The organism is Bacteroides sp. 1001136B_160425_E2 (assembly GCF_015559655.1).
Classification (GTDB): domain Bacteria; phylum Bacteroidota; class Bacteroidia; order Bacteroidales; family Bacteroidaceae; genus Bacteroides; species Bacteroides luhongzhouii.
Genome location: NZ_JADMQH010000033.1, coordinates 1 through 20,133 on the forward strand (window position 1 = coordinate 1; position 20,133 = coordinate 20,133).

A 20,133-nucleotide genomic window follows, 5' to 3' on the forward strand; every position below is an offset into this window, starting at 1 on the left:
TGATACCTTTTCTGCCAGTACTGGAGAAAAGCCGGAAAGGAATTTGATACCGTACTTTTCCCGGTTCTCCCGGACATAGACGAAAAAAGAACATTATTATGATACCAATACTTTAGGGAAAAATAAGACTTCAGCAATCTATAAGCCTAAAACTATTTTTAACTAAAATAATTGTCCTATTATTTGCGACATTTATAGAAAATCACTATCTTTGAGTATTGAAAATAAAGAGATAAACAAACCTTTAAAGCTGGTTTGGCTGCCAGTATAAAGAACAGCAAACAAAATTATGAATATCTTAAAATTTCTTTTAAGTAGCTTTTTATGGGCTATGGGTGGAGTTTTTGTATTAGCAATCTATGCGTATAGTGAACTAGTCTATTTGATTTTTATTTGCATTGCAATAGTAGGATTAACCATCTACTACAGAAAATCCATAATAAAAATGTACGCAGAAATCTTTAATGAGCTAGGAATCAATAAGTATGTTATACAAATTAAAAATCTAAAGAAATACAAAGAACCTATTTACAAACTAATCAATACAATAGGTCTATGATGATTGTTTTTTCTCTATCTTTGCTAAATACATCAGCAAGATAGCTATATAAAATTAGAAAATAAATAGTTATGGAAACTAATCAAACATATCAAAATGAACTTGGTTCGGCTATGCTCCCATTTGTTATGAGAGAATTGGTTGATACAGTCATGAAAAGAAAAACGCTACCTTTAGAAGATGCGTTATACTATATATATTCTTCCAATTTGTACAAGGCATTATTGGACGAGAATACAAAACTGTGGTATTCAAGTACATTATCACTTTATGAAGCATTAGAAAAAGAGAAAACAGAACAGAAGAAAGTACAAAAGGACAATCCAAAGATACTGCTTTTTCAAATGTTTTGTGCTGAAAATTACAGGGAAACTAAAAATATAAGTGCTAAAGAAACTCTTTTGCTGTTTTCCAATCATGGCGTTTTTGAATTTCTATATGAAAATTTTGAAATGCTGCACACACAAGATACAGAGTATATATTAGATACTATAATAACTTATATCAATAAAAAGGCATGAAACTATATCACGGCTCAACAGTTACCGTCAAATCCCCTAATATACAGAAAGGGCGTAAAGCTACTGACTTTGGAAAAGGATTCTATACGACAACTAATTTTGAACAGGCTAAGAAGTGGGCAATACTCAAAAGAAATCGGGAACATGGTAAAAAAGCTGTCGTTTCAGTTTATGAAGTCCCCGATAATATTCTTGATAGAGAGTTTTCAGTCCTTCGATTTGATGGGGCTACAAAAGAGTGGCTGGAGTTTGTAGTTAATAACCGCAGAGGAAAAGGAAAAAACAGCTATGATTTAATAATGGGACCCGTTGCCAATGACCAGTTATATGCAACAATCCGGCTTTATGAACAAGGTGTTGTTACGGCTGATGCAGCGATTGAAATGCTAAAGACCCATAAGCTTTTTAACCAACTTTCATTTCATACAGTGAAAGTTATTCCATTATTAAAATTCACAGAATCTATTGAAGTATAAATCATAAAACTATAATGAACCATGAATAAAGAAATGAGCTTGGATGTTGCGCTCGACATTATCGGGACACTCCGCATGATGAAGATAGATGAAATATCAGAAGAGAAGGATGAAAACAAGAAAGAATTGTTATACAAAGAACTGGATATACTTACCACAGAGGAAGAAGTAGCAAATGGATTACTACAGTTTGAAGTTTCTGAAAAAGTACGCTTATCTATCATGGATAAGATAGAAAACTATTATGCACCCAAATTGAAAGCATACTATGCAACGCTATGAAGTAGAAGCCATTTTTGAAGCAAGAAAAGAGGCTTTTTTTAAAGGGAAAAGTGCCTCTGAAAATCCGATTGCTATAATTTTAGGTGGACAGCCAGCCTGTGGGAAAAGCACACTTATACGTGTTGCAGAAGCAGACCATCCATTACAGAATTTTCTTACAGTTAATGGTGACCTTTACAGACCTTTCCACCCTAATAAAGAACTAATAAAAGACCCTATTAAATACCCCATTGAAACTCAGATTTTTTCTAGTGTTTTCACTGAAAAATTAATAGAAGAAGCCATTAAGCGAAAATGTAATATCATCATAGAAGGAACTATGAGAAATCCCGATGTACCCTTAAAAACAGCACAAAAATTTAAGGATGCAGGATTTAGAGTTGAAGCATACATTATCGCAGCTCCAAAAGAATTTACTCAACTTGGGCTTTATAACAGGTATCAAGAAGAAATATTAAAGAAAGGACAAGGACGATTAGCCGACATTGATTCACATAACAAAGCCGTAAATGGACTAATGAAGTCTGCAAACCAATTATACAGCGACAAGGCTGTAGATAAGATTTCTATCCACACCTACTTAGCGAAAGAAAGAATTAAAGATTTCAATCTAGTAAATGGTGAATGGAGTTGCAAAAGTATGCCATCTATTTTTATAGATGAAAGTCGTTCAAAACAGATGAAGAATAAAGAAATACTTAACACTAACATTCAAAGAGGAAAAGAGCTTATTGAATCCGTTACGAATCCTGAAGTAAAAAAAGGAATGAAAGAAGCACTATCACAACTTCAATCTTCACTAGAAAAAGTTCAAAGACAAGAAAAAGGATTAAAAAAAGGTTTCTTCTGATTCTTCAAAATAAAAAAGAAAAGAGAGGACTGGTTTTTCCAATCCTCTTTTTCTATTTATTTGCGTCTTAACTCATTATCTATTTGTTGTGAAATTTGTCCTTTAACGGTTCTGATTACCTCATTAATATAATCAAGAATTGGCTTAGGGTCTATAGTCTTATCTTTGTATTCCATTTGAAAATGTAAGTGTTCTCCTGTGCTGCGCCCGGTACTTCCACTAATGCCTATTGGTTGCCCAGCTTCAACAGCTTGTTTCGCATTTACAAGCACACTGTATAAATGCCCATAGATAGAAGTAAAATCACCATGACGCACTTCTACATAATTGCCCAACCCTTTATTTTTTCCTGTTTTTACAACCATTCCCGGCATTATCGAATAAACATAGTCGTTGTTGCCTTTAAGGTCTATCCCTCTATGATTTGCTATTTTTCCAGTAAATGGGTCTTTTCTTTTACCATAATGGGAAGTTATCACCATTGAATCAATGGGCAAAGATAAATACCTTCTTTGCTTCCAGTATGCAAGCCGTTCTGTAGTCAAAGCATCATTGACGACAACAGCCTTTTCTTTTTCTTCTATCAACTTATTTTCTGTCGTTGCTAATACAGGTTCCGCTTTAGGAATATCCTTTTTCTGTAATACCGTATTAAACTGACAGTAGCCATTCACTGAAAAAAACAATGAACAAGCAAAAAACATGATAAATTTATTCTTCATATTGATATTTTTATTACTTTTGGGCAAAAATATACATTACATGGATAAAAAGCAAGCTATTTTTAATGAAAATGATATTCCATATAAAGAATTAGAACTAATAGGAATATCAAAAAAACAGATATGGTCTTTGGATAAGGCAAATATCACAGCTCTATTATCTGGAAAGAGAACCAGTTTACTAGACCTTTCTTTTCACGATAACAATGGAGAAGAAATAAGTATGAAAGGAAAAATAAGTTTGTACTGGAAAGACAGTAACAATGCTGGCGTTAAAATTCATCCAGTCAGACCAGAAATAATGAATGATATAAATCTTAAGCCAAAGGAGTTAGAACGACTTCAAGATAACGAAATAATAACAAAAACTATTAACAATGAAAAATATCTTGTACAATTAGACCCTGAAACAAACGAATTGCTTAAAACAAAAATCAAAAGCATTTCAATACCTTCAAACATAAAAGGTGTTGAGCTGGATAAGCAACAAAAGGAAACTCTAAAATCAGGTAAGGAATTGATTTTAAACGTTGACAAAGAAAAAATTGCCATAAGATTAGATTTAAATAATCCAAGAGGAATAAAATTCCTAGACTTCGAGCAGCAACAGAAAATAGCTTATGACCGGCATAACCCACAAATTATAGGAACTATTCATACTGATAAAAACAGAAATGAATATATAGAATACATGAAAGGACAAAAGCCGTCACTTGGAAGTGAATCTCAATCTAAAGTAGAACATAAATTCAAATTATAAAATGGAAGAAAAGAAAAATTTTGAAGCCCTGCAATATAGTTATGAAAATGCCGGACAATTCCGAGCCATAGCAGCAGTTCTTGGATATTCAGAAGAATATCGAAATGGTGATATTATCTTTTCCAAAGGTAATGAAACATATACTTATCCACTGAATACACTTAAACTTGGCAATTTAGGAGATAATAGAGAATCCTTATTAGAGCAATCTAAAGAAAGAATAATCCGTTTCTTTGATAAAGAACGAGCTAGCAATAATTTCCAAGAATATAGCCAATATTTACGAGAAAACCACAATGTTGCAATTATAAAATGGGATGATATAAAACAAGGTGCTAATAAGAATGAAGGATATAAAGACGGATTTACAGTCATTGACCTTGAAAATAAAATTGCATATAAAGGAGAAGACCTTTATCGATATGCTTATGAACAAAACCAAACCCTAGATGGTAAAGGTTCATATGTTGATATAGATTGGAACAAGTTTAATGAAGTAGGAGTTAAACCGGAAAATTTAAGCCCCGAAGATATTGCAAATATCAGAAATGGGAAAAAAACTGGTATGCTAAATTTTTCCATTGAAGATACTCCTGATAATAGAACACTTCTAGACAATGAAAAAGTGTCTTATAAAACAGAAAATGGGAAACTCCATTTTGAAGGGAAAGCAACAACTCTTAAATATATAACAGCCGAGAATACACCTGAAAATAAATCTAAATTAAAAGCCAACGAAATTGATTTCAAAGAAGAAGGTAAACGCATCAAAATTGATGGTATCAATGCTAGAAAACTAGCAATCGCAGCTATTACTGTAGTTTACCCAATCGCTGGGATTGCTATCTTACTCATTCCTAAACGACAAGAAATAAAAAATGATTTATCCTTTACTAAGGATGAAATAAAAGCCCTAAAAGCTGATAATGTCGTAGTAAAGACTAATTCAAAAGGAGAAAGAACATTGCACCAACGTGACAAAGATACTAATGAAATAGTATCAATAAAAGCAAAAGACATTCATATTCCCCAAAAACTTGGAGGAGTAGAGCTAACTCCTATGCAACAAGAAAATCTCAAAAATGGAAAAGAAATTACCATTGTAAACGAGGAACTAAACAAAGCTGCAAAAGTAAAACTAGATTTGAATGCCAGAAATGGATTATCAATCAAAGATGCAAATACTATAGAAATTAAAGCGACTGAAAAGAAAGAACAAACAATAGGGAAAGAAAGACATATATCTGATAAAGAAAGATTAGAGTTTGTAGCCCAAAAAGGAGCTAAAGGGATTGATGAAATATTTAAAGATAAACCCACCGAAATGGCTGCCTTTTTAGAGAAACATAAACTTTCTAAGGATTATGCTTCTTACAAGGAAGTAGAAAAAACATATTCCAGCTCTAGGGAAGCTACTAAACAAACTGTCGGAGAACAAATATCTACCCAGATGGATAAAATAGATAGTTCTATTAAAGCAACAGCGAAGCAAGAAGCATCTATTCTCGGATATGGTAGAACCTACGGAAAAAATAATGATACTCCAACAATGAAACTATAATATTATGCTAACATTTGACGATTATAAGGCTAAAATATCCATCATTCAAATACTTGAAGATTTAGGATATAAACAAGACATTAGCAAAGGAAAGGTTTCGCCTGTTTTTAAACTAACAGACGGAGCAGGTAACAAGTTGGATGAAATCATCATCAAGAATCCTCATAGTGTACAAGAACACTACTATGATAGGAATTATAAAGGTGGAGATTTAATTCAGTTCATCAAAAATCATATTAACGACTTCCCACAATTCCAACATCAAAATACATTTGTGCGAATTAATATGATTTTAGGACATTACGCAAATGAGCCTTATAGTCCTAAATATGAAGCATTCAAAGTTGTAAAAACAGAAAACAAATCTTTTGACAAATATAGATATAAAGAATTTCCTACTACACTCGCTGATTTAAGATTTCTCACAAATGAAAGAAATATAAATCATCAAGTCGTAGAGAAGTTTCTCCCATTTATCACAAGGGTTAAAGACTTACAAGGAAACGGCAATTATTATAATATAGGTTTTCCCTATATTAATCCAACAGATAAAGACAACAAAGTAACAAATTACGAATTAAGAAACTATGGATTCAAAGGAATGGCTGCCGGAGGAGATAAAAGTAACTCGCTTTGGATTGCTGATTTTTGCCCACACCCCCAAATGGCAAAACATATATACTTTGCAGAATCCGCTTTAGATGCTATGAGCTTCTATCAGCTCAATGCTAACAAAATCAAATTAGAAGAAAGTGTTTTTTGTAGTGTAGGAGGGTACATTTCAGTTAATCAAATAAAAAACACTTTATTGCGATACCCACAAGCTAAAGTACATACCTGTTTTGATAATGATTTAAACGGTAATTTGTATGACATTAAAGTGTCTGGAATCATTAGTAATACAGAAGTGACAATAAAAGAAAATAAAGATGATGTGCTGTTTAAAACTAAGGGTAGAGAATTCACTATTAACAAAAATGACGTTTCACTAGAAAGTTTTAGGGAAAAAAGCAAAATAATAGCTCCTATGATTTCTCATAAAGCAGAAAAAGCAAAAGATTTCAATGAAATTCTAATGAAACAACATGAACAAAAAAAAAGTATTAAGTTATGAATGATGGAACAAACATAGCTTCTGATGATATTATATTAAAGCCTAAATTCCGATATTGGTTAATGAAGAATTTCCTTTTAATCACATTAGCGATTTTCGTGTTCATTTTTAGTAAATATATAAGAGAACATGAATTATTAAAATTTATCAGTGGAACGATATTAGTATTGTTGATATTTATAATTTTCTACAGATATATTTCAATGTTACTTTGTACAAAATGGATTATAACTAGAGAGCAAATAAAAATATATCAAGGAGTACTTTCAAAAAGGATTAACTACATAGAATTATATCGGGTATATGATTATGAAGAAAAGCAAAGTTTTATCCAGTCTTTAATAAACAACACCAATATCTACATTTATTCTGGCGATAAATCAACACCAGAACTACTGATGAATGGTCTTAAAGCTAATAGTGATATAATTCAAACTATCAGGAATAGAGTAGAAGAACAAAAAAAGAAAAAAGGAATATATGAATTTACAAACAGATAATGATATGAAAAGAGTGCTTTTATTTTTTTCCCTAATGTTACTGTTAGGCAACATAAAAGGACTAGCACAATCTATTGTCATTGACCCGGCAATGATTGGAACATTGGTTTATTCCCATCAGGCGCAACAAGGTGTACTGAAAGATATACAAAGTGAGGAAACAAAAATCCGTAACTTTCAAATTTTAATTCAACAAAAAATGAGTCAAATTCAATCCTTACAGGAAAAGACATACAACTATCTTTCTACAGTTAATGCAGTTGTGAAAAATGGAAAGGATATTATTTATGCTTCAACCTTAGCTAGAGACATAGCTAAGTATCAATCCGAAGCAGCTAAATATGCAGTTGGAGACCCCAAATTATTAACCATAATTGCAAAAACAGAGTATGAACTTATCAGTCGAAGTGTAGATTTAATGATATACATAAACAATATAGCATTGCAAGGCGGTGAAAAAAATCTTATGGATAATAAGCAAAGGATAGATTTATGTATTCATGTGGTCAATGAACTTAGACGAATGCGAGGACTTGCATACGCTGTATGCCGACAAATGAAATCTGCTAAAAGAGCTGGAGTACTAAAAACACTTGTACCCGGACAATTTAAATATGTAAATAGTGGGAAACAAAAAGTAGATAATATTTTAAACGGCATTAAATGGATTAGTAAAGGAGGATATTAAATGGATAATGATACAATCAAAGATTTAGGCTTATGCCCTATTTGCCAAAAAGGACACATAATGAAAGGTAGTTTAGGATATTCCTGTAATTACTTCAAAAACATGAATGACAAATGTACATTTAATATTTATCATTCATATTGGGGAAAAGAGATTACAGAAGAAATAGCCAGGCAATTAATAACAACAGGGAAAACAGATATATTTCATGACTTCCATAATAAAAAAGGAGTTCCTTTTTCTGCATATCTGACTATCGAAAATGGAATCGTTATTCCTTCTTTTGTAAATGAAGTATTAGAAACTCCGTGTCCTGTGTGTGGTAGAGAAATTGAAATTTTACTAAATGGATATGCTTGTAAAGGGTATTCGCAAAAGGACAAGGACAACAACAGAGTTTGTAACCTCTATATACCCAAAACTATTGCACAAAGAGAAATACCATTGGAAGCAGCAGAAATACTTGCCAAAGGTAAAAAAACACCGTTTATGACTGGATTTAAATCAAGAGAAGGAAATGATTTTTCTTCACGGCTGGTTCTAACAGAGAACTTAGATATTTCTTTTGATAATACATTGTGTAAGTGTCCTAAGTGTGGAGGAAACTTATATATAAACAAAAAAGCCTATAATTGTTCCAACTATAGAAATGAAACCATAAAATGTGATTTTGTCATTTGGCGTGAAATGTCAGGACGTTCTATAACTCCCGAAGAAGCAATAGAACTTTGCGAGAAAAAAGAAACACCTGTGTTAACTGGATTTCGTGATAAAAACGGGCAACCGATGGAAAGAAAGCTTGTACTGAACGATGATTTTAAAATAAAACTAATATGAAAATAAAATTTATAATTTATAGCCATTTTTTTAAAGAGAGAGGAATGAGCGTAAAGGGTGATTGGAATTTTCCGCATCTTCCAAGGATAGGCGAAGAAATTTCACCTCACATTATAATGTTTCAGAATGAATTTACCTATCAAAATTTATTAGAATATCTAACAGATGAAGCCAAAAGTGATTTTAATAAATTCAATGATGGTGAGGATGATTTAGAAGGAAATTTTAAAGCATGGGTATATGATGTTATCTGTGAAGTCAATATTGTTGAATCAATACATTATAGACCAGATACAGAAGACTATACCCAAATTATTCCTGAAATTTGTTTAAGTGATTTAAGTAATTAAATATTATTGATATGCAAATGAATAAGACTGATTTAATCAAAATGGTTGCTGAAAAGGCAAATAAACCAACAAAAGAAGTAGCAGAAATAATTGATAGTTTTTTCAAAGAATTATCTCAAAATCTAAGAGAAAAAGATGTTTCTATAAAAGATTTTGGTACTTTCAAGAAGATTATTCAGCCAGCTCGGATAGCTAGAAATCCGGCAACTGGAGAACCTGTAGAAGTTCCAGAAAAGGAAGTTGTTAAATTTAAGCCTTCCAAAAATATACTAAACATGAAATGGCTATGATAGAAATAAACATCCATATTCCTATAGATGGTGTGAACAATATTTCTATACCAATCCAATTACCTGTAGTTCCAAGGGTTGGAGAAAAGATTTATCTATCTAACAAACAAGTAGATAATTTGATAAGTCTATTAGAAGAACAATATCCAAACAATCCACAAACAGAAGAATGGAAAGAATCAATAAGACGGTTCACCAATATTGAGGAAGTAGCATATAATGCTGCAAATGGAACGATACACATTGAATTATCAACTATTTAAAAGAAACAATATGAAAAAGTATTTATCATTAGCAATGATTGGTTTAAGCCTTATGTTGTCTGGATGCAGTAAAGACGATAACAACGACCCTGATACTCCACCTACAGGAGATATAGGAAAAGTGCGTTATGAAGCTACCGTAAGCGACCCAGAAAACTTCAAGCTTCTAATACATTATACAGTAGGAGTAGATATTTCTTCCGAAGCTCCCGAAGAAGCTGCCAAAGAAATTATTGTAGAAAGTCCATTTACATTTGAGCAAGAAGCCAAACAAGGAACATATTTATGGCTATCTGCCTACCCTGTACCTAAAGATGAAGAAAACCTTGAAAATTTACAGCTACCTAAGACAGTCGAAGTAAAAATTTTTATTGATGATAAGCTGCATAAGTCTAACAGTGGTGAAAATTATGCAATGGTTCAACATATATTCGGACAGGAAAATTACCAGTAGTAGAATTGATACCTTTTCTGCCAGTACTGGAGAGAAACCGGGAAGGAATTTGATACCGTACTTTTCCCGGTTCTCCCGGACATGGACGAAAAAAGAACATTATTATGATACCAAAAAATAGAAACCAATACCACTCTCACTACATAAAAGAGTGGTATTTTCATTTGAATTAATAAGATGAAAGACCAAAAAAGATTATTACACAAATGCCTATTAGAAGACATTCCAGCTTTTGTAATATGCGGAACAGATATTTGTTCCGTCCAAGCGATGGAAGCATATTACCAGATAGCAGTAGAAAAAGGTTGCAATAGCAATTTTTTAGAAAACTTGAAATTAGCTATAGAAGATTTCAAGGCTTTTCAATGTGAGGAACCTGAAAAAGTTAAAATACCCGATTAAATCATGGAAGAAAGCAAAGAATTACAAAAACTATATGGATTCATGCAAGCATTCATTTATATAACTGTTTGCATAGAGATTCTACTATTTGTTCATTTTCCCTTTAGTGAACAAATTATGCCCTTATTATCAAAAATGGCAAAAATTCCTATCTATTCTAATATTCTTTATAGTAAACTATTTACATTCTTTATTATAATGGTTACTTGCATTGGAACACGTTCAAAAAAGGATTTAGAATTAGACCCGACTAAACAAATCATTTTTCCTTTAATTTTTGGATTCATAATGTTCTTTGGAAGTATATGCTTTCTTTTCTTTAAAGAAAAAGGAGAAACTAATTTAGAATGGCATAATATAGCTTACATTATACTATCGATAATTGGAGCTACATTAATAAATTCAGCTCTAGATAACATTTCCAAACGTATTAAATCAAACTTTATGAAAGATAGATTTAATATAGAGAATGAAAGCTTTGAACAATCTAAAGACAAGGTAGAAACAGAATACTCTGTCAATATTCCGATGAAGTTTTTCTACAATAGAAAGTGGCATAATGGATGGCTGAATATATGTAACTGTTTTCGTGGAACTTTTGTAATAGGAACGCCCGGAAGTGGTAAATCTTTTTCTGTTATAAATTCTTTTATAAGACAACATTCAGCTAAAGGATTTGCAGAAGTTGTTTACGACTTCAAATTTCCTGAACTTGCTAAGATTGCATATTATAATTATCAGAAGAACAAGCAATTAGGGAAAATACCAAGTAATTTCAAGTTCAATGTCATTAATTTTTCTGATATTGAATATAGTAGAAGAATAAATCCATTGAAACGAGAATATATAGAAATCCTAGCAGATGCAACAGAAACGGCAGAAGCATTATATGAGAGTTTACAAAAGGGTGATAAGGGAAGTGGAGGTAATAGCGATTTTTTTAAAACATCAGCAGTAAACTTGTTAGCAGCCTCTATTTATTTTTGGTCTAGATATGAGAATGGCAAATATTCAGATTTACCGCATGTACTGGCTTTTCTTAATCAAGAATATGATGTATTATTTAAAGTCCTTTTTTCCGAACCTGAATTAAAATCACTAGTTTCCCCATTTGAAGCTGCATATAAATCAGGAGCAGTGGACCAATTAGAAGGACAGATGGCAAGTCTAAAAGTACAGTTATCAAGACTGGCAACTAAAGAATCTTTTTGGGTATTTAGTGGCAATGATTTCAATTTAAAAGTATCAGATAAAAAAGACCCTAGTTATCTCATCATTGCAAATAATCCTAAAACACAAAGCATGAATAGTGCTTTAAATGCACTTATCATTAACCGATTAACTAGACTTGTCAATACAAAAGGTAACTATCCTACTTCAATCATAGTAGATGAATGTCCCACATTATATTTTTATCAACTTGCAACACTACTTTCTACTGCACGTAGCAATAAGGTTTCAATTTGTTTGGGATTACAGGAACTACCGCAATTAGAAGAACAATACGGCAAAGCTACCGCAAAAACTATAACCTCTATTATAGGTAACACTTTATCCGGGCAAGCAAAAGCTCCTGAAACTCTAGATTGGCTACAAAAATTATTTGGAAAAGTTAAGCAAGTAAAAGAAGGTGTTACCATCAGAAGAAATGAAACAACAATCAATATGAATGAACAAATGGATTTTGTTATTCCGGCATCCAAAATTTCTTCATTACAGGCTGGTACATTAGTAGGGCAAGTTGCATTAGATTTCGGACAAGAAGATAATTTTCCAACAGCAATGTACCACTGCAAAACCAATTTAGATTTAAAAAAAATTAAGAAAGAAGAAGAAGCCTATAAAGAACTACCAAAAGTATATAACTTTGGGACAGCAGATAATAGAGAGAAATTACTGCAAAAAAACTTTAAGAGAATATACGACGAAGTAGAAACAGTAATAGAACAATATGTATAACATTACATTACCAATTTTAGGCACAAGGTTAAAACAAATCCGAGAGCATATAGGATATTCCCAGGCTCAATTAGCAGAACAGCTAAATTGTAAACAAAATGCAATTTCAAATCTTGAATTAGGAAAAGGAGGCAGCCTAAAACTTTTATTTCAAGTGCTGAATTTTTATTCTAACTATGTTTTTATAGATTTAATATTCAGTGAAAAGTTTTATCTGATTTCTAATACAGAAGAAGATGAAGCACAAAAAGCTAATTATAATTCTGTTATAATAGAAATTATTAGACAATCAGAAAAAAACTATGAGGATGCTATGTCAAACGCTAAAAAAGAACTAGAAGCTAATCTTCAAAAAGCCATCAATTTATTACAGCCCTAGTAAAAGAGAGTATTTATACTCTCTTTTATTTTTCAATATTACTTTAAAGAATTGATACCGCACCTTTCTAGGTTCCGGCACTGATGGGTGAATATGGCATGATAAAATGATACCGAATCATCATTCCTGATATGCTCTGCAGGACTTCTTTTTGATACCAAATACAAAAAACTTCCGGAAGCCAGCCACAAAAAAATTGATACCATAAAACATTAGGGAAAAAAGAACAAGGACAAAATGCTGTATTATATATAATATAATATGTGATTAATACACTTCACTTCCCGAAACACTGAAAAAGCAACACGAAAATCTTATTTTCCCTAAAGTTTGTTGTGCTGTTTCTTTCTATATCTGGATACAGAAAAACAGCTGCACCATAAAAAGAATGATACCGACACCTATGGGAACTACCGTCCATTAGCAAAAGGATTTCATCTAATTGATACCTTTTTTGCCAGCACTGAAGAGAAACCGAAAAGGAATTTGTACCGCACGCTTTCAGGTTCTGCCGGACATGGACGAAGAAAGAACAAAATTATGATACCCAAAAATCATTTTTACTTATTCATTGAGGAATAGCTTCAACATCATAACCATTATTCTCTGTTTTCACAATCTTATATTTCCCTTCTTTTATACCTAAATTCCAATTATTCAATAAATCCATTATATATTGAAATAAATCCTCGGATATTCTTATTTCTACTCCTGATTTTAAATCACATATAAGTAAACCTTTCTTAATAGAAAGATGGCTTTTTACCCTTTCAAGTGCCTTAATATAAATAACTTGATTGTATGCTCTATCCTCAACAAAGCCTGTTTTATAATTATATGGAGCTATAGCATCATCCGACATAGGTCGTTTTGTCTGTAGGAATGTTGAGTCTGTTATAGATTCTCGTACTTTTGTTGCTTCTTCCCATGCTTTTTTATGCTCAATCTGTATTCTTTTGTTGATAGAATCTTGTTCACTTCCTATATAAACAAGTTCTTCTTCATTATTTTGCTGATTAACAACTATTCCTTTTTGACTACTACATTGAAAAAAAACAGTAGAAAAAAAACAATAGAAAAACATATATATCTTCATGATTGATATTCCATTATAAACGGATAGAGTGAAAAATCATCACCCTACCCGTAAATTTGTTCTATTTAGCTATTTGATATGTTATAATTCCCAATTGACTTTTATTTCTTAAAGAATAAATATAAACTTGCGAATCAGGTACAACGACATTCGTTACAATATAATTATAGCTACATCCAGTATCAGATATACCATGTTGCCCACAAGCATCACAGACATAATAGCGTCTTACTTTATTAGACACATAGAATGTTCCTGATATTTCTCCACCGAAATTCATAACAAAATGCTCTCCAACATATGTACCAATAGGCGCTGCATCCACAACATTCTTAACAGCATCCCAACGAGCATTATGAGTACTCATTGCAGACAAATCTACTGGACTTGACCGTGTAAATGCCATATGGTCTAAATTGGGCTCAATATCATAGTAATTATTCCCCAATTGTACAATTTCAAAAAGCCCATCTTCAACCCATCCATTCCATTTTGATATAAGGTTTGTAATGTACAAATAAAGGTCTTCAGCCATATTCAGTTCAAATCCAGAGTTTACATTAATAGTCAAACGTCCATCCACTACGGATAAATTCTTTTGGACTCTTTCTAAAGCAGTAATATAAACTTTAATATTATATGCTTTATCTCCTACTAGCCCTGTTTTATAATCAAAAGGAGCTATTGCATTATCCGACATTGGTTCCTTTGTTTGAAGAAAATCAGAAGCAGAAAAAACTAATTTATCAGCTTCTTCTCTTGCTTGTCTATTCTCCGTAACAATGGTAAAATCATTTGTGGTTACAGCCACCAATTCATCTTTCATTTTGTCCGTTTGATTTTCCAAAACTTCATTGTTGTTATCACATTGATACAAAAAGAATGGTAAACTAATAATCAGACAATAGACTAAAAATTTTTTCATAAGCCTAAGTTTAAAAATTTAACAATCAATTTTATTATCACCCTCAAATATACAACTCACATTGTATATTAAAAAACTTTTTTTGAAATAAATTCCCCTTTTATGTTTATAAACATGAATAATGATATATATTTGTAATATACAATCTAAATTATATTAATATGGGAAAAACTTATCATTCATTAAAAGACTTTGAGTTATCTTATGGGAAAAATGCTATTGAGAGAGCAAATGATTTCCAGCAGTACATCGAGCAATTAAATGATTTCGGATGCAAAAGCTATTGGATAACTTCACATACAGGTATCGGTTCAACAATGGCAATTGAAGGCTTCAATGAACCTGTTATTGCATTTATTTCTAATGATTATTTAGGTATGTCGCAAAGAGAAGAAACTAAACAAGCAGGTATAGATGCTATTAAAAAATATGGAACAGGTGCTTGCGCTGCACAAGTAATAGGCGGTTATCTCGACATACACCAACAGCTAGAGCAAGAAATAGCTTCTTTTGTAGGACAAGAAGAAGCTATTTTATTTTCTTCCGGATTTGGAGCAAATGCCGGAATACTAAGAGCCTTATTAGGTCAAAATGATATTGCATTGATAGACCCTTATATCCACACAAGCGCAATGGCTGGATTAAAAGGAACAAATATAAAACGAATTGGGCATAATGACCTAGAATATTTGGAGAAGGCACTAAAAGAAGTCAAAGGGCAATATCAAACTAAACTTGTAATAATAGATGGTGTATATTCCCAAGATGGGGATTTGTCTTTACTCCCGGAAATTATTACTCTTTGCAAGACTTATGAAGCCATGCTGATGTTAGATGATGCACATGGAATAGGAGTAATGGGAGCCAATGGCAGAGGAACAGCTGAACATTATAACTGTTTAGGTCAAATTGATATTATTACTGGCACATTCAGCAAGTCATTTGGTTGCGTAGGGGGATTTGCAGCAGCTTCAAAGAAGATAATACAATACTTGAAATTTTATGCGGACAGTAATGTGTTTTCAGCAGCCCCTACCCCACAAGTCACAGCATCCATATTAAAAGCTTTAGAGATTATAAAAAAAGAGCCACAAATAAGAACCAAACTTTGGGAAAATACAAATTATCTTAGAAAACGGTTGAAAGAAGAAGGGTTCGACATAGGAAAATCTGTTTCCCCTATTTTTCCTATTATGATAAGAGATAATAAAAAGGTTTACGAAATTGCTAAAATGTTGCAAGAAAAAGGTATCTTTACAATTGGAATTGTATATCCAGCTGTAAGAACCAAAGAAGCAAGATTAAGGGTCAGCGTTCTTGCCACGCATAAACGTGAACAATTAGAATCTTTAGTCAATACTCTTAATGATATAAATAAGAACATAAAAATAAAATAATAATGAAAGAAAGGAGAAAGAGAAGAAGTACCAAAGACATAGAGGAAAGCATTATTAATGCGGCAACCCGTTTAATTGAAATTGAAGGATTTTCTAATCTAACAGTTACAGGTATTATGCGACAAGCTGAAATTGAGCCTGTACAATTCTATAACAGATATGATGATTTGAATAAGTTCATTGACGAGTATGTAAAAAAATACGACTATTGGTTTAGCGATATTGTAAAATCACAAAAACAATATAGTAACGATAAAGCACTATATATGAACATTCTTGTAGGCTTATTTCAATCTTTATCAGAGAATAAAATCATGCAAGAACTTCTAAAATGGGAACTAGCTAATAACAATGAAACTAGTCAACGTACCGCTCAACTACGGGAATTGCATACGTTACCTTTATGCCAAAAATTCTCAAACATATTCTCCAATACAGATATTGATATTGTGACTATATCTGCACTAATAATAGGGGGAATATATTATCTTATTTTGCATGATAAACTTTCAACTTTCAGTGGAATAGATTTAAAAAAAGAATCTGACAGGCAAAAAGTTATTAAGGCTATAAGTAAACTATCAGAAATGTTATTTACACCTATACCTTCTTCTATAACAAAAGAAGACATTGATATTATAATCAAAATGAAAAAAGATAATATTCCTGTAGAAAAAATAGCATATTATACAGGAATACCCCAAAATATTATTGTTTCTATCTAAAAAAATTCCGTCCAATAGAAAAATTCTATTGGACGGTCTAGCCTAACCAAAATCTTTTGTTTCACAAAACGACCCTTTTTCTGTACTAAAGAAAACGGTTCTTTTTTTGCTTAATCAAAGAACTTATGTCGTTACGGTGTTTAGTTAACCAATCTTCCAATATAAACGAAACTAAAGATGAAATAGGTATTTTGGCTTTAGCTTTGAGCAAGCCAAACACCTCTTTTACATCTGTATCAACATATAGAACTTCCTTGCAATTATAATTTTTTCCTTTAATGTACTCTAATAAGTCCATCAAATCCATATCACTAGAGCCATTAAAATTAAAAACTTCCGAAGAAGTTGTTTCCATTTCTACATGAGGTGGTTCTTTCTCCTCTTCAACTTCACATTTAGCTTCTTGAATAGGAGTTTCATTTATACTACTCCCATGCGATTCTTCACCTCTTATCATTTTAGCTATTTCCAGAACACTAGAAATACCTTCATTTTGCTTTTTCCTTAATTTATCAGCCATGCGCAAATATATACAATAAATGAATAATATTATAACAAATATCTATAAAAAGAATATTTTATTTTATTGCTCCTTCTTGAATGATATAATCATAAGCATTCTTCACCTTATCAATACACTCATTACTAATTGCTAATGTATTTATACGTTCCATCGCAACAGAAGCTGGTATTTCATCTGTAACAAAACCAACTTGCTTAAGAATATCAACTACCTGTTCTTTCGTCTCATATCTTACCGCAGTTCTCATATTATTAGGCAAAAAGAATATTTTAGCTTTTACATTTAAATACTGTAACACTTGGATAAAAAAGCCTGTACTATCCATTGTAAATTTATCGTATTTAAATGGGCATATTATTATATCCGCAGCTTTAAGAATAGTTCCCAAAGCATCATCATCAATCTTACCGGGCAAATCTATTAATAGATTTCCTTGCTCAACCTTAGTAAAATCACTAATAATTTTAGCAACATTAGATATATCGGTTTGTATAACCTCATATTTAGGTTCATTATCATAGGTTGCAATATCTTCTTTTCTTCTATCCGATAATGAACGCTGAAAATCTAAATCCAATACTAGAACTTCTTTTCCTTTTTCTACTAAATAGTTGGCAAATTGTATGCAATTAGTCGTTTTACCACAACCGCCTTTCTGATTTCCAAATAATATTATCATATCTTATTCTATTTATTAATTAATTTTGTTGCTGTCCTCTTTTCTTTTTCCTGTTAGGAGATTTATCTTGCTGTACATTTATATGCTGGCTAAGAATATCACAAATAGCATCAATCAGATTAAATCCCCTTGCCAGTTCTGAATCTTGTTCAACATTTATTCTTTCCATCTTATCAAGAGTAACTAGAGTAATCCTATCTTTACTATAGCCATCTTTTATAATATTGATTCCTAAATCATCAGTACTTATGATTACTTTATTCTTTTTATCTATTAGATAAACTAAATTATCATCTTCAACAAAAAGAATTCCTTTTTCTCTTAATGTAGAATGTAAATCTGAACTATGAGCCAAATAACTATTTATCATATCAGAATAGACAGTATTTTTTTTATCCATATGCTCTTGAATCAAAATATCATCTTTTTTCACATGATAAATTCTACTTAACAACTCGGCTTCTTTAACTGTAGCAACATTAAATTTATTTGCTTCATACACTCTGCTATTATATCTAAATTCTTTCAGCAGTTTTTTATCAAGAACCAATAAAGCCTTATCATCACCATTTATAAATATTGTGCCATTCATTGAAAACCTATAACCGTAATCTAACATTGATTTCTTGAAACTATCCATTGTATATTTTGTTCCATCTTTCAAAAGAAGATTAATTATACTATTACAGTGTTCTACTTTTGCTTGTTTATTAGGCTCTACTAAAAGTTCCTTCAAATCCATAACTTCCCCACCTTTCAAAACTCTCTTATTTCTATAATCAATTAATGTATATCCATAAGGTTTAGTATGTCCTTTTCCTGTATGAAAGACTAAATTTATACCAAACTTATCTTTCATCAAAGTTTGAAGTTCTGTATAGGAAAGTCCTTGCTTATATTTAAATAAAAGAGCTGTTATCTGTTTTCTTCTTTCTTCATCAGGTGTATATTGTTTAGCTTTATCTTTTATCTGTTCTAATTGAATTGAAGCGTGCTTTTCACCACCCTTATACAAAATTAATAATCCATCCTTTTCTCTTAATTTCCATCCTGATTGTTCAAGTAACAACTTATACTGCTGCACTGTAGAAAAAGAAAACTCCATGTATTTTGAAATATCATCTTTAGCCTTCAAAGCTAAATCAACATTCATTATTTGATTTATGACTTTCTGTGAGCGCACAGCTTCCATATTATCTTTCACCTTCTGTCCGTTCTTCTGTACTCGTGTAGAAACAATATGTACATGATTATTTTCTGTATCAGAATGAAAATATATCATATAAGGATTATTTCCATAACCCATTTTATTTATATATTGCAAAGCTACATTTTTCAAATCTTCTGCCGAATATTCACGCCCCTTACATGAAATCACTGCATGAAATTGTTTTGCCTTGACCGCTGGATTAGTCCTACAGACAGATTCCATATAAGCTATATAATCCGACTTCTTCAAATTATCTGGATTCATAGCAAAATTTTCTGCAACAAGAAGTTCACTCTTGCCTTCCTCATTCTTTCGCTCATTATAATCAATACCAGCGAAAGAAGTTGCCGCTTTTAAAACTACTACTACCATATTTATAACTTCACACCGCAAATATACAAACAAATATTCAATAAAAGAATATTTCAATATAATTTATTCATATAATAAATATTATACATTCATATATTATTTATATATATAATATTTTTCCCTAAAGTTTTTTGGTATCATAATAATGTTCTCTTATCGTCCATGTCCGGGAGAACCGGGAAAAGTACGGTATCAAATTCCTTTCCGGCTTTTCTCCAGTACTGGCAGAAAAGGTATCA

The 20,133-nt window shown here is 31.6% G+C and carries 25 protein-coding genes; 19 read left to right on the forward strand and 6 right to left on the reverse strand.

The features are described 5' to 3' along the window. Window positions 1–630 precede the first annotated feature (630 nt). From I2I04_RS22195 to I2I04_RS22210, 4 genes are read left to right on the forward strand one after another with little or no spacing between them, the layout of a single operon-like run. On the forward strand, window positions 631–1,080 hold the full coding sequence (locus I2I04_RS22195) for a DUF3791 domain-containing protein (RefSeq protein ID WP_004295329.1): 450 nt from the start codon (window positions 631–633) through the stop codon (window positions 1,078–1,080). Beyond that, a complete protein-coding gene (locus I2I04_RS22200; RefSeq protein WP_005647329.1) occupies window positions 1,077–1,556 on the forward strand; it encodes a DUF3990 domain-containing protein in 480 nt (159 codons plus the stop codon). The genes I2I04_RS22195 and I2I04_RS22200 overlap by 4 nt, the downstream gene beginning before the upstream one ends. Window positions 1,557–1,577: 21 nt before the next feature. Next, window positions 1,578–1,838, forward strand: coding sequence for a hypothetical protein (locus I2I04_RS22205; RefSeq protein WP_008671606.1), 261 nt, complete (start codon window positions 1,578–1,580; stop codon window positions 1,836–1,838). Further along, complete coding sequence (locus I2I04_RS22210; RefSeq protein WP_117682347.1) at window positions 1,825–2,688, forward strand: zeta toxin family protein; 864 nt, start codon at window positions 1,825–1,827, stop codon at window positions 2,686–2,688. The genes I2I04_RS22205 and I2I04_RS22210 overlap by 14 nt, the downstream gene beginning before the upstream one ends. 56 nt (window positions 2,689–2,744) lie before the next feature. Here the strand turns inward: I2I04_RS22210 and I2I04_RS22215 are convergent, their stop codons facing one another. Further along, on the reverse strand, window positions 2,745–3,410 hold the full coding sequence (locus tag I2I04_RS22215) for a M23 family metallopeptidase (RefSeq protein WP_008671614.1): 666 nt from the start codon (window positions 3,408–3,410) through the stop codon (window positions 2,745–2,747). Window positions 3,411–3,450: 40 nt separating this feature from the next. Here I2I04_RS22215 and I2I04_RS22220 point away from each other — a divergent pair, with 40 nt between their 5' ends. The 13 genes from I2I04_RS22220 (at window position 3,451) to I2I04_RS22280 (ending at window position 12,967) form a co-directional block, all read left to right on the forward strand. After that, window positions 3,451–4,170: a DUF4099 domain-containing protein gene (locus tag I2I04_RS22220; protein WP_008671616.1), complete on the forward strand. Its 720-nt coding sequence runs from the start codon at window positions 3,451–3,453 to the stop codon at window positions 4,168–4,170. A 1-nt stretch (window position 4,171) separates the two neighbouring features. Beyond that, window positions 4,172–5,731, forward strand: a complete 1,560-nt coding sequence (locus I2I04_RS22225) for a DUF3945 domain-containing protein (protein ID WP_008671618.1) — start codon at window positions 4,172–4,174, stop codon at window positions 5,729–5,731. A 4-nt stretch (window positions 5,732–5,735) separates the two neighbouring features. Then, window positions 5,736–6,845 carry a toprim domain-containing protein gene (locus I2I04_RS22230; RefSeq protein ID WP_008671621.1) on the forward strand — a complete coding sequence of 370 codons (1,110 nt, stop codon included), beginning with the start codon at window positions 5,736–5,738 and terminating at the stop codon, window positions 6,843–6,845. Beyond that, entirely contained in the window at window positions 6,842–7,345 is a 504-nt protein-coding gene (locus I2I04_RS22235) for a PH domain-containing protein (RefSeq protein WP_005647342.1), read from the forward strand. Before I2I04_RS22230 ends, I2I04_RS22235 begins: the two co-directional genes overlap by 4 nt. Continuing rightward, window positions 7,326–8,033: a hypothetical protein gene (locus I2I04_RS22240; RefSeq protein WP_005647345.1), complete on the forward strand. Its 708-nt coding sequence runs from the start codon at window positions 7,326–7,328 to the stop codon at window positions 8,031–8,033. Before I2I04_RS22235 ends, I2I04_RS22240 begins: the two co-directional genes overlap by 20 nt. After that, window positions 8,034–8,870, forward strand: coding sequence for a topoisomerase C-terminal repeat-containing protein (locus I2I04_RS22245; RefSeq protein ID WP_008671625.1), 837 nt, complete (start codon window positions 8,034–8,036; stop codon window positions 8,868–8,870). Beyond that, window positions 8,867–9,220 carry a hypothetical protein gene (locus I2I04_RS22250; protein WP_008671626.1) on the forward strand — a complete coding sequence of 118 codons (354 nt, stop codon included), beginning with the start codon at window positions 8,867–8,869 and terminating at the stop codon, window positions 9,218–9,220. The genes I2I04_RS22245 and I2I04_RS22250 overlap by 4 nt, the downstream gene beginning before the upstream one ends. An 11-nt stretch (window positions 9,221–9,231) precedes the next feature. Continuing rightward, a complete protein-coding gene (locus I2I04_RS22255) occupies window positions 9,232–9,510 on the forward strand; it encodes an HU family DNA-binding protein (protein ID WP_004295340.1) in 279 nt (92 codons plus the stop codon). Next, window positions 9,501–9,773 carry a hypothetical protein gene (locus I2I04_RS22260; RefSeq protein ID WP_032939819.1) on the forward strand — a complete coding sequence of 91 codons (273 nt, stop codon included), beginning with the start codon at window positions 9,501–9,503 and terminating at the stop codon, window positions 9,771–9,773. Before I2I04_RS22255 ends, I2I04_RS22260 begins: the two co-directional genes overlap by 10 nt. 10 nt (window positions 9,774–9,783) lie before the next feature. Beyond that, window positions 9,784–10,227, forward strand: coding sequence for a hypothetical protein (locus I2I04_RS22265; protein ID WP_005647353.1), 444 nt, complete (start codon window positions 9,784–9,786; stop codon window positions 10,225–10,227). A gap of 177 nt (window positions 10,228–10,404) precedes the next feature. Continuing rightward, window positions 10,405–10,629 (forward strand): hypothetical protein, encoded by a 225-nt coding sequence (locus I2I04_RS22270; RefSeq protein ID WP_008671630.1) that lies wholly within the window; start codon window positions 10,405–10,407, stop codon window positions 10,627–10,629. A 3-nt stretch (window positions 10,630–10,632) separates the two neighbouring features. Further along, window positions 10,633–12,588 (forward strand): type IV secretory system conjugative DNA transfer family protein, encoded by a 1,956-nt coding sequence (locus I2I04_RS22275; protein ID WP_008671632.1) that lies wholly within the window; start codon window positions 10,633–10,635, stop codon window positions 12,586–12,588. Continuing rightward, window positions 12,581–12,967: a helix-turn-helix domain-containing protein gene (locus I2I04_RS22280; protein WP_007559164.1), complete on the forward strand. Its 387-nt coding sequence runs from the start codon at window positions 12,581–12,583 to the stop codon at window positions 12,965–12,967. Before I2I04_RS22275 ends, I2I04_RS22280 begins: the two co-directional genes overlap by 8 nt. 568 nt (window positions 12,968–13,535) lie before the next feature. On the opposite strand, the gene I2I04_RS22285 is transcribed toward I2I04_RS22280, so the two are convergent. After that, window positions 13,536–14,063: a hypothetical protein gene (locus I2I04_RS22285; protein ID WP_008671633.1), complete on the reverse strand. Its 528-nt coding sequence runs from the start codon at window positions 14,061–14,063 to the stop codon at window positions 13,536–13,538. 61 nt (window positions 14,064–14,124) lie between these two features. Continuing rightward, the gene (locus tag I2I04_RS22290; protein WP_008671634.1) at window positions 14,125–14,988 is read right to left on the reverse strand and encodes a hypothetical protein; all 864 of its coding nucleotides are present in this window, start codon (window positions 14,986–14,988) and stop codon (window positions 14,125–14,127) included. 161 nt (window positions 14,989–15,149) lie between these two features. On the opposite strand from I2I04_RS22290, the gene I2I04_RS22295 reads away from it, so the two are divergent. Together I2I04_RS22295 and I2I04_RS22300 are read left to right on the forward strand one after the other, a co-directional pair. Next, entirely contained in the window at window positions 15,150–16,385 is a 1,236-nt protein-coding gene (locus tag I2I04_RS22295) for an aminotransferase class I/II-fold pyridoxal phosphate-dependent enzyme (RefSeq protein WP_008671635.1), read from the forward strand. 2 nt (window positions 16,386–16,387) lie between these two features. Beyond that, on the forward strand, window positions 16,388–17,110 hold the full coding sequence (locus tag I2I04_RS22300) for a TetR/AcrR family transcriptional regulator (protein ID WP_008671636.1): 723 nt from the start codon (window positions 16,388–16,390) through the stop codon (window positions 17,108–17,110). Window positions 17,111–17,195: 85 nt separating this feature from the next. Here I2I04_RS22300 and I2I04_RS22305 read toward each other — a convergent pair whose 3' ends face one another. The 3 genes from I2I04_RS22305 to I2I04_RS22315 are packed head-to-tail and all read right to left on the reverse strand — an operon-like array spanning window position 17,196 to window position 19,894. Then, a complete protein-coding gene (locus I2I04_RS22305; RefSeq protein WP_008671637.1) occupies window positions 17,196–17,630 on the reverse strand; it encodes a hypothetical protein in 435 nt (144 codons plus the stop codon). A 58-nt stretch (window positions 17,631–17,688) separates the two neighbouring features. Then, window positions 17,689–18,312, reverse strand: a complete 624-nt coding sequence (locus tag I2I04_RS22310; protein WP_004295355.1) for a ParA family protein — start codon at window positions 18,310–18,312, stop codon at window positions 17,689–17,691. Window positions 18,313–18,331: 19 nt separating this feature from the next. Continuing rightward, complete coding sequence (locus tag I2I04_RS22315) at window positions 18,332–19,894, reverse strand: relaxase/mobilization nuclease domain-containing protein (RefSeq protein WP_008675933.1); 1,563 nt, start codon at window positions 19,892–19,894, stop codon at window positions 18,332–18,334. Window positions 19,895–20,133 lie beyond the last annotated feature (239 nt).

Coding starts and splice junctions, on each gene's coding strand:
- I2I04_RS22195 (WP_004295329.1), top strand. CDS start 631: ATGGAAACTAATCAAACATATCAAAATGAACTTGGTTCGGCTATGCTC.
- I2I04_RS22200 (WP_005647329.1), top strand. CDS start 1,077: ATGAAACTATATCACGGCTCAACAGTTACCGTCAAATCCCCTAATATA.
- I2I04_RS22205 (WP_008671606.1), top strand. CDS start 1,578: ATGAATAAAGAAATGAGCTTGGATGTTGCGCTCGACATTATCGGGACA.
- I2I04_RS22210 (WP_117682347.1), top strand. CDS start 1,825: ATGCAACGCTATGAAGTAGAAGCCATTTTTGAAGCAAGAAAAGAGGCT.
- I2I04_RS22215 (WP_008671614.1), bottom strand. CDS start 3,410: ATGAAGAATAAATTTATCATGTTTTTTGCTTGTTCATTGTTTTTTTCA.
- I2I04_RS22220 (WP_008671616.1), top strand. CDS start 3,451: ATGGATAAAAAGCAAGCTATTTTTAATGAAAATGATATTCCATATAAA.
- I2I04_RS22225 (WP_008671618.1), top strand. CDS start 4,172: ATGGAAGAAAAGAAAAATTTTGAAGCCCTGCAATATAGTTATGAAAAT.
- I2I04_RS22230 (WP_008671621.1), top strand. CDS start 5,736: ATGCTAACATTTGACGATTATAAGGCTAAAATATCCATCATTCAAATA.
- I2I04_RS22235 (WP_005647342.1), top strand. CDS start 6,842: ATGAATGATGGAACAAACATAGCTTCTGATGATATTATATTAAAGCCT.
- I2I04_RS22240 (WP_005647345.1), top strand. CDS start 7,326: ATGAATTTACAAACAGATAATGATATGAAAAGAGTGCTTTTATTTTTT.
- I2I04_RS22245 (WP_008671625.1), top strand. CDS start 8,034: ATGGATAATGATACAATCAAAGATTTAGGCTTATGCCCTATTTGCCAA.
- I2I04_RS22250 (WP_008671626.1), top strand. CDS start 8,867: ATGAAAATAAAATTTATAATTTATAGCCATTTTTTTAAAGAGAGAGGA.
- I2I04_RS22255 (WP_004295340.1), top strand. CDS start 9,232: ATGCAAATGAATAAGACTGATTTAATCAAAATGGTTGCTGAAAAGGCA.
- I2I04_RS22260 (WP_032939819.1), top strand. CDS start 9,501: ATGGCTATGATAGAAATAAACATCCATATTCCTATAGATGGTGTGAAC.
- I2I04_RS22265 (WP_005647353.1), top strand. CDS start 9,784: ATGAAAAAGTATTTATCATTAGCAATGATTGGTTTAAGCCTTATGTTG.
- I2I04_RS22270 (WP_008671630.1), top strand. CDS start 10,405: ATGAAAGACCAAAAAAGATTATTACACAAATGCCTATTAGAAGACATT.
- I2I04_RS22275 (WP_008671632.1), top strand. CDS start 10,633: ATGGAAGAAAGCAAAGAATTACAAAAACTATATGGATTCATGCAAGCA.
- I2I04_RS22280 (WP_007559164.1), top strand. CDS start 12,581: ATGTATAACATTACATTACCAATTTTAGGCACAAGGTTAAAACAAATC.
- I2I04_RS22285 (WP_008671633.1), bottom strand. CDS start 14,063: ATGAAGATATATATGTTTTTCTATTGTTTTTTTTCTACTGTTTTTTTT.
- I2I04_RS22290 (WP_008671634.1), bottom strand. CDS start 14,988: ATGAAAAAATTTTTAGTCTATTGTCTGATTATTAGTTTACCATTCTTT.
- I2I04_RS22295 (WP_008671635.1), top strand. CDS start 15,150: ATGGGAAAAACTTATCATTCATTAAAAGACTTTGAGTTATCTTATGGG.
- I2I04_RS22300 (WP_008671636.1), top strand. CDS start 16,388: ATGAAAGAAAGGAGAAAGAGAAGAAGTACCAAAGACATAGAGGAAAGC.
- I2I04_RS22305 (WP_008671637.1), bottom strand. CDS start 17,630: ATGGCTGATAAATTAAGGAAAAAGCAAAATGAAGGTATTTCTAGTGTT.
- I2I04_RS22310 (WP_004295355.1), bottom strand. CDS start 18,312: ATGATAATATTATTTGGAAATCAGAAAGGCGGTTGTGGTAAAACGACT.
- I2I04_RS22315 (WP_008675933.1), bottom strand. CDS start 19,894: ATGGTAGTAGTAGTTTTAAAAGCGGCAACTTCTTTCGCTGGTATTGAT.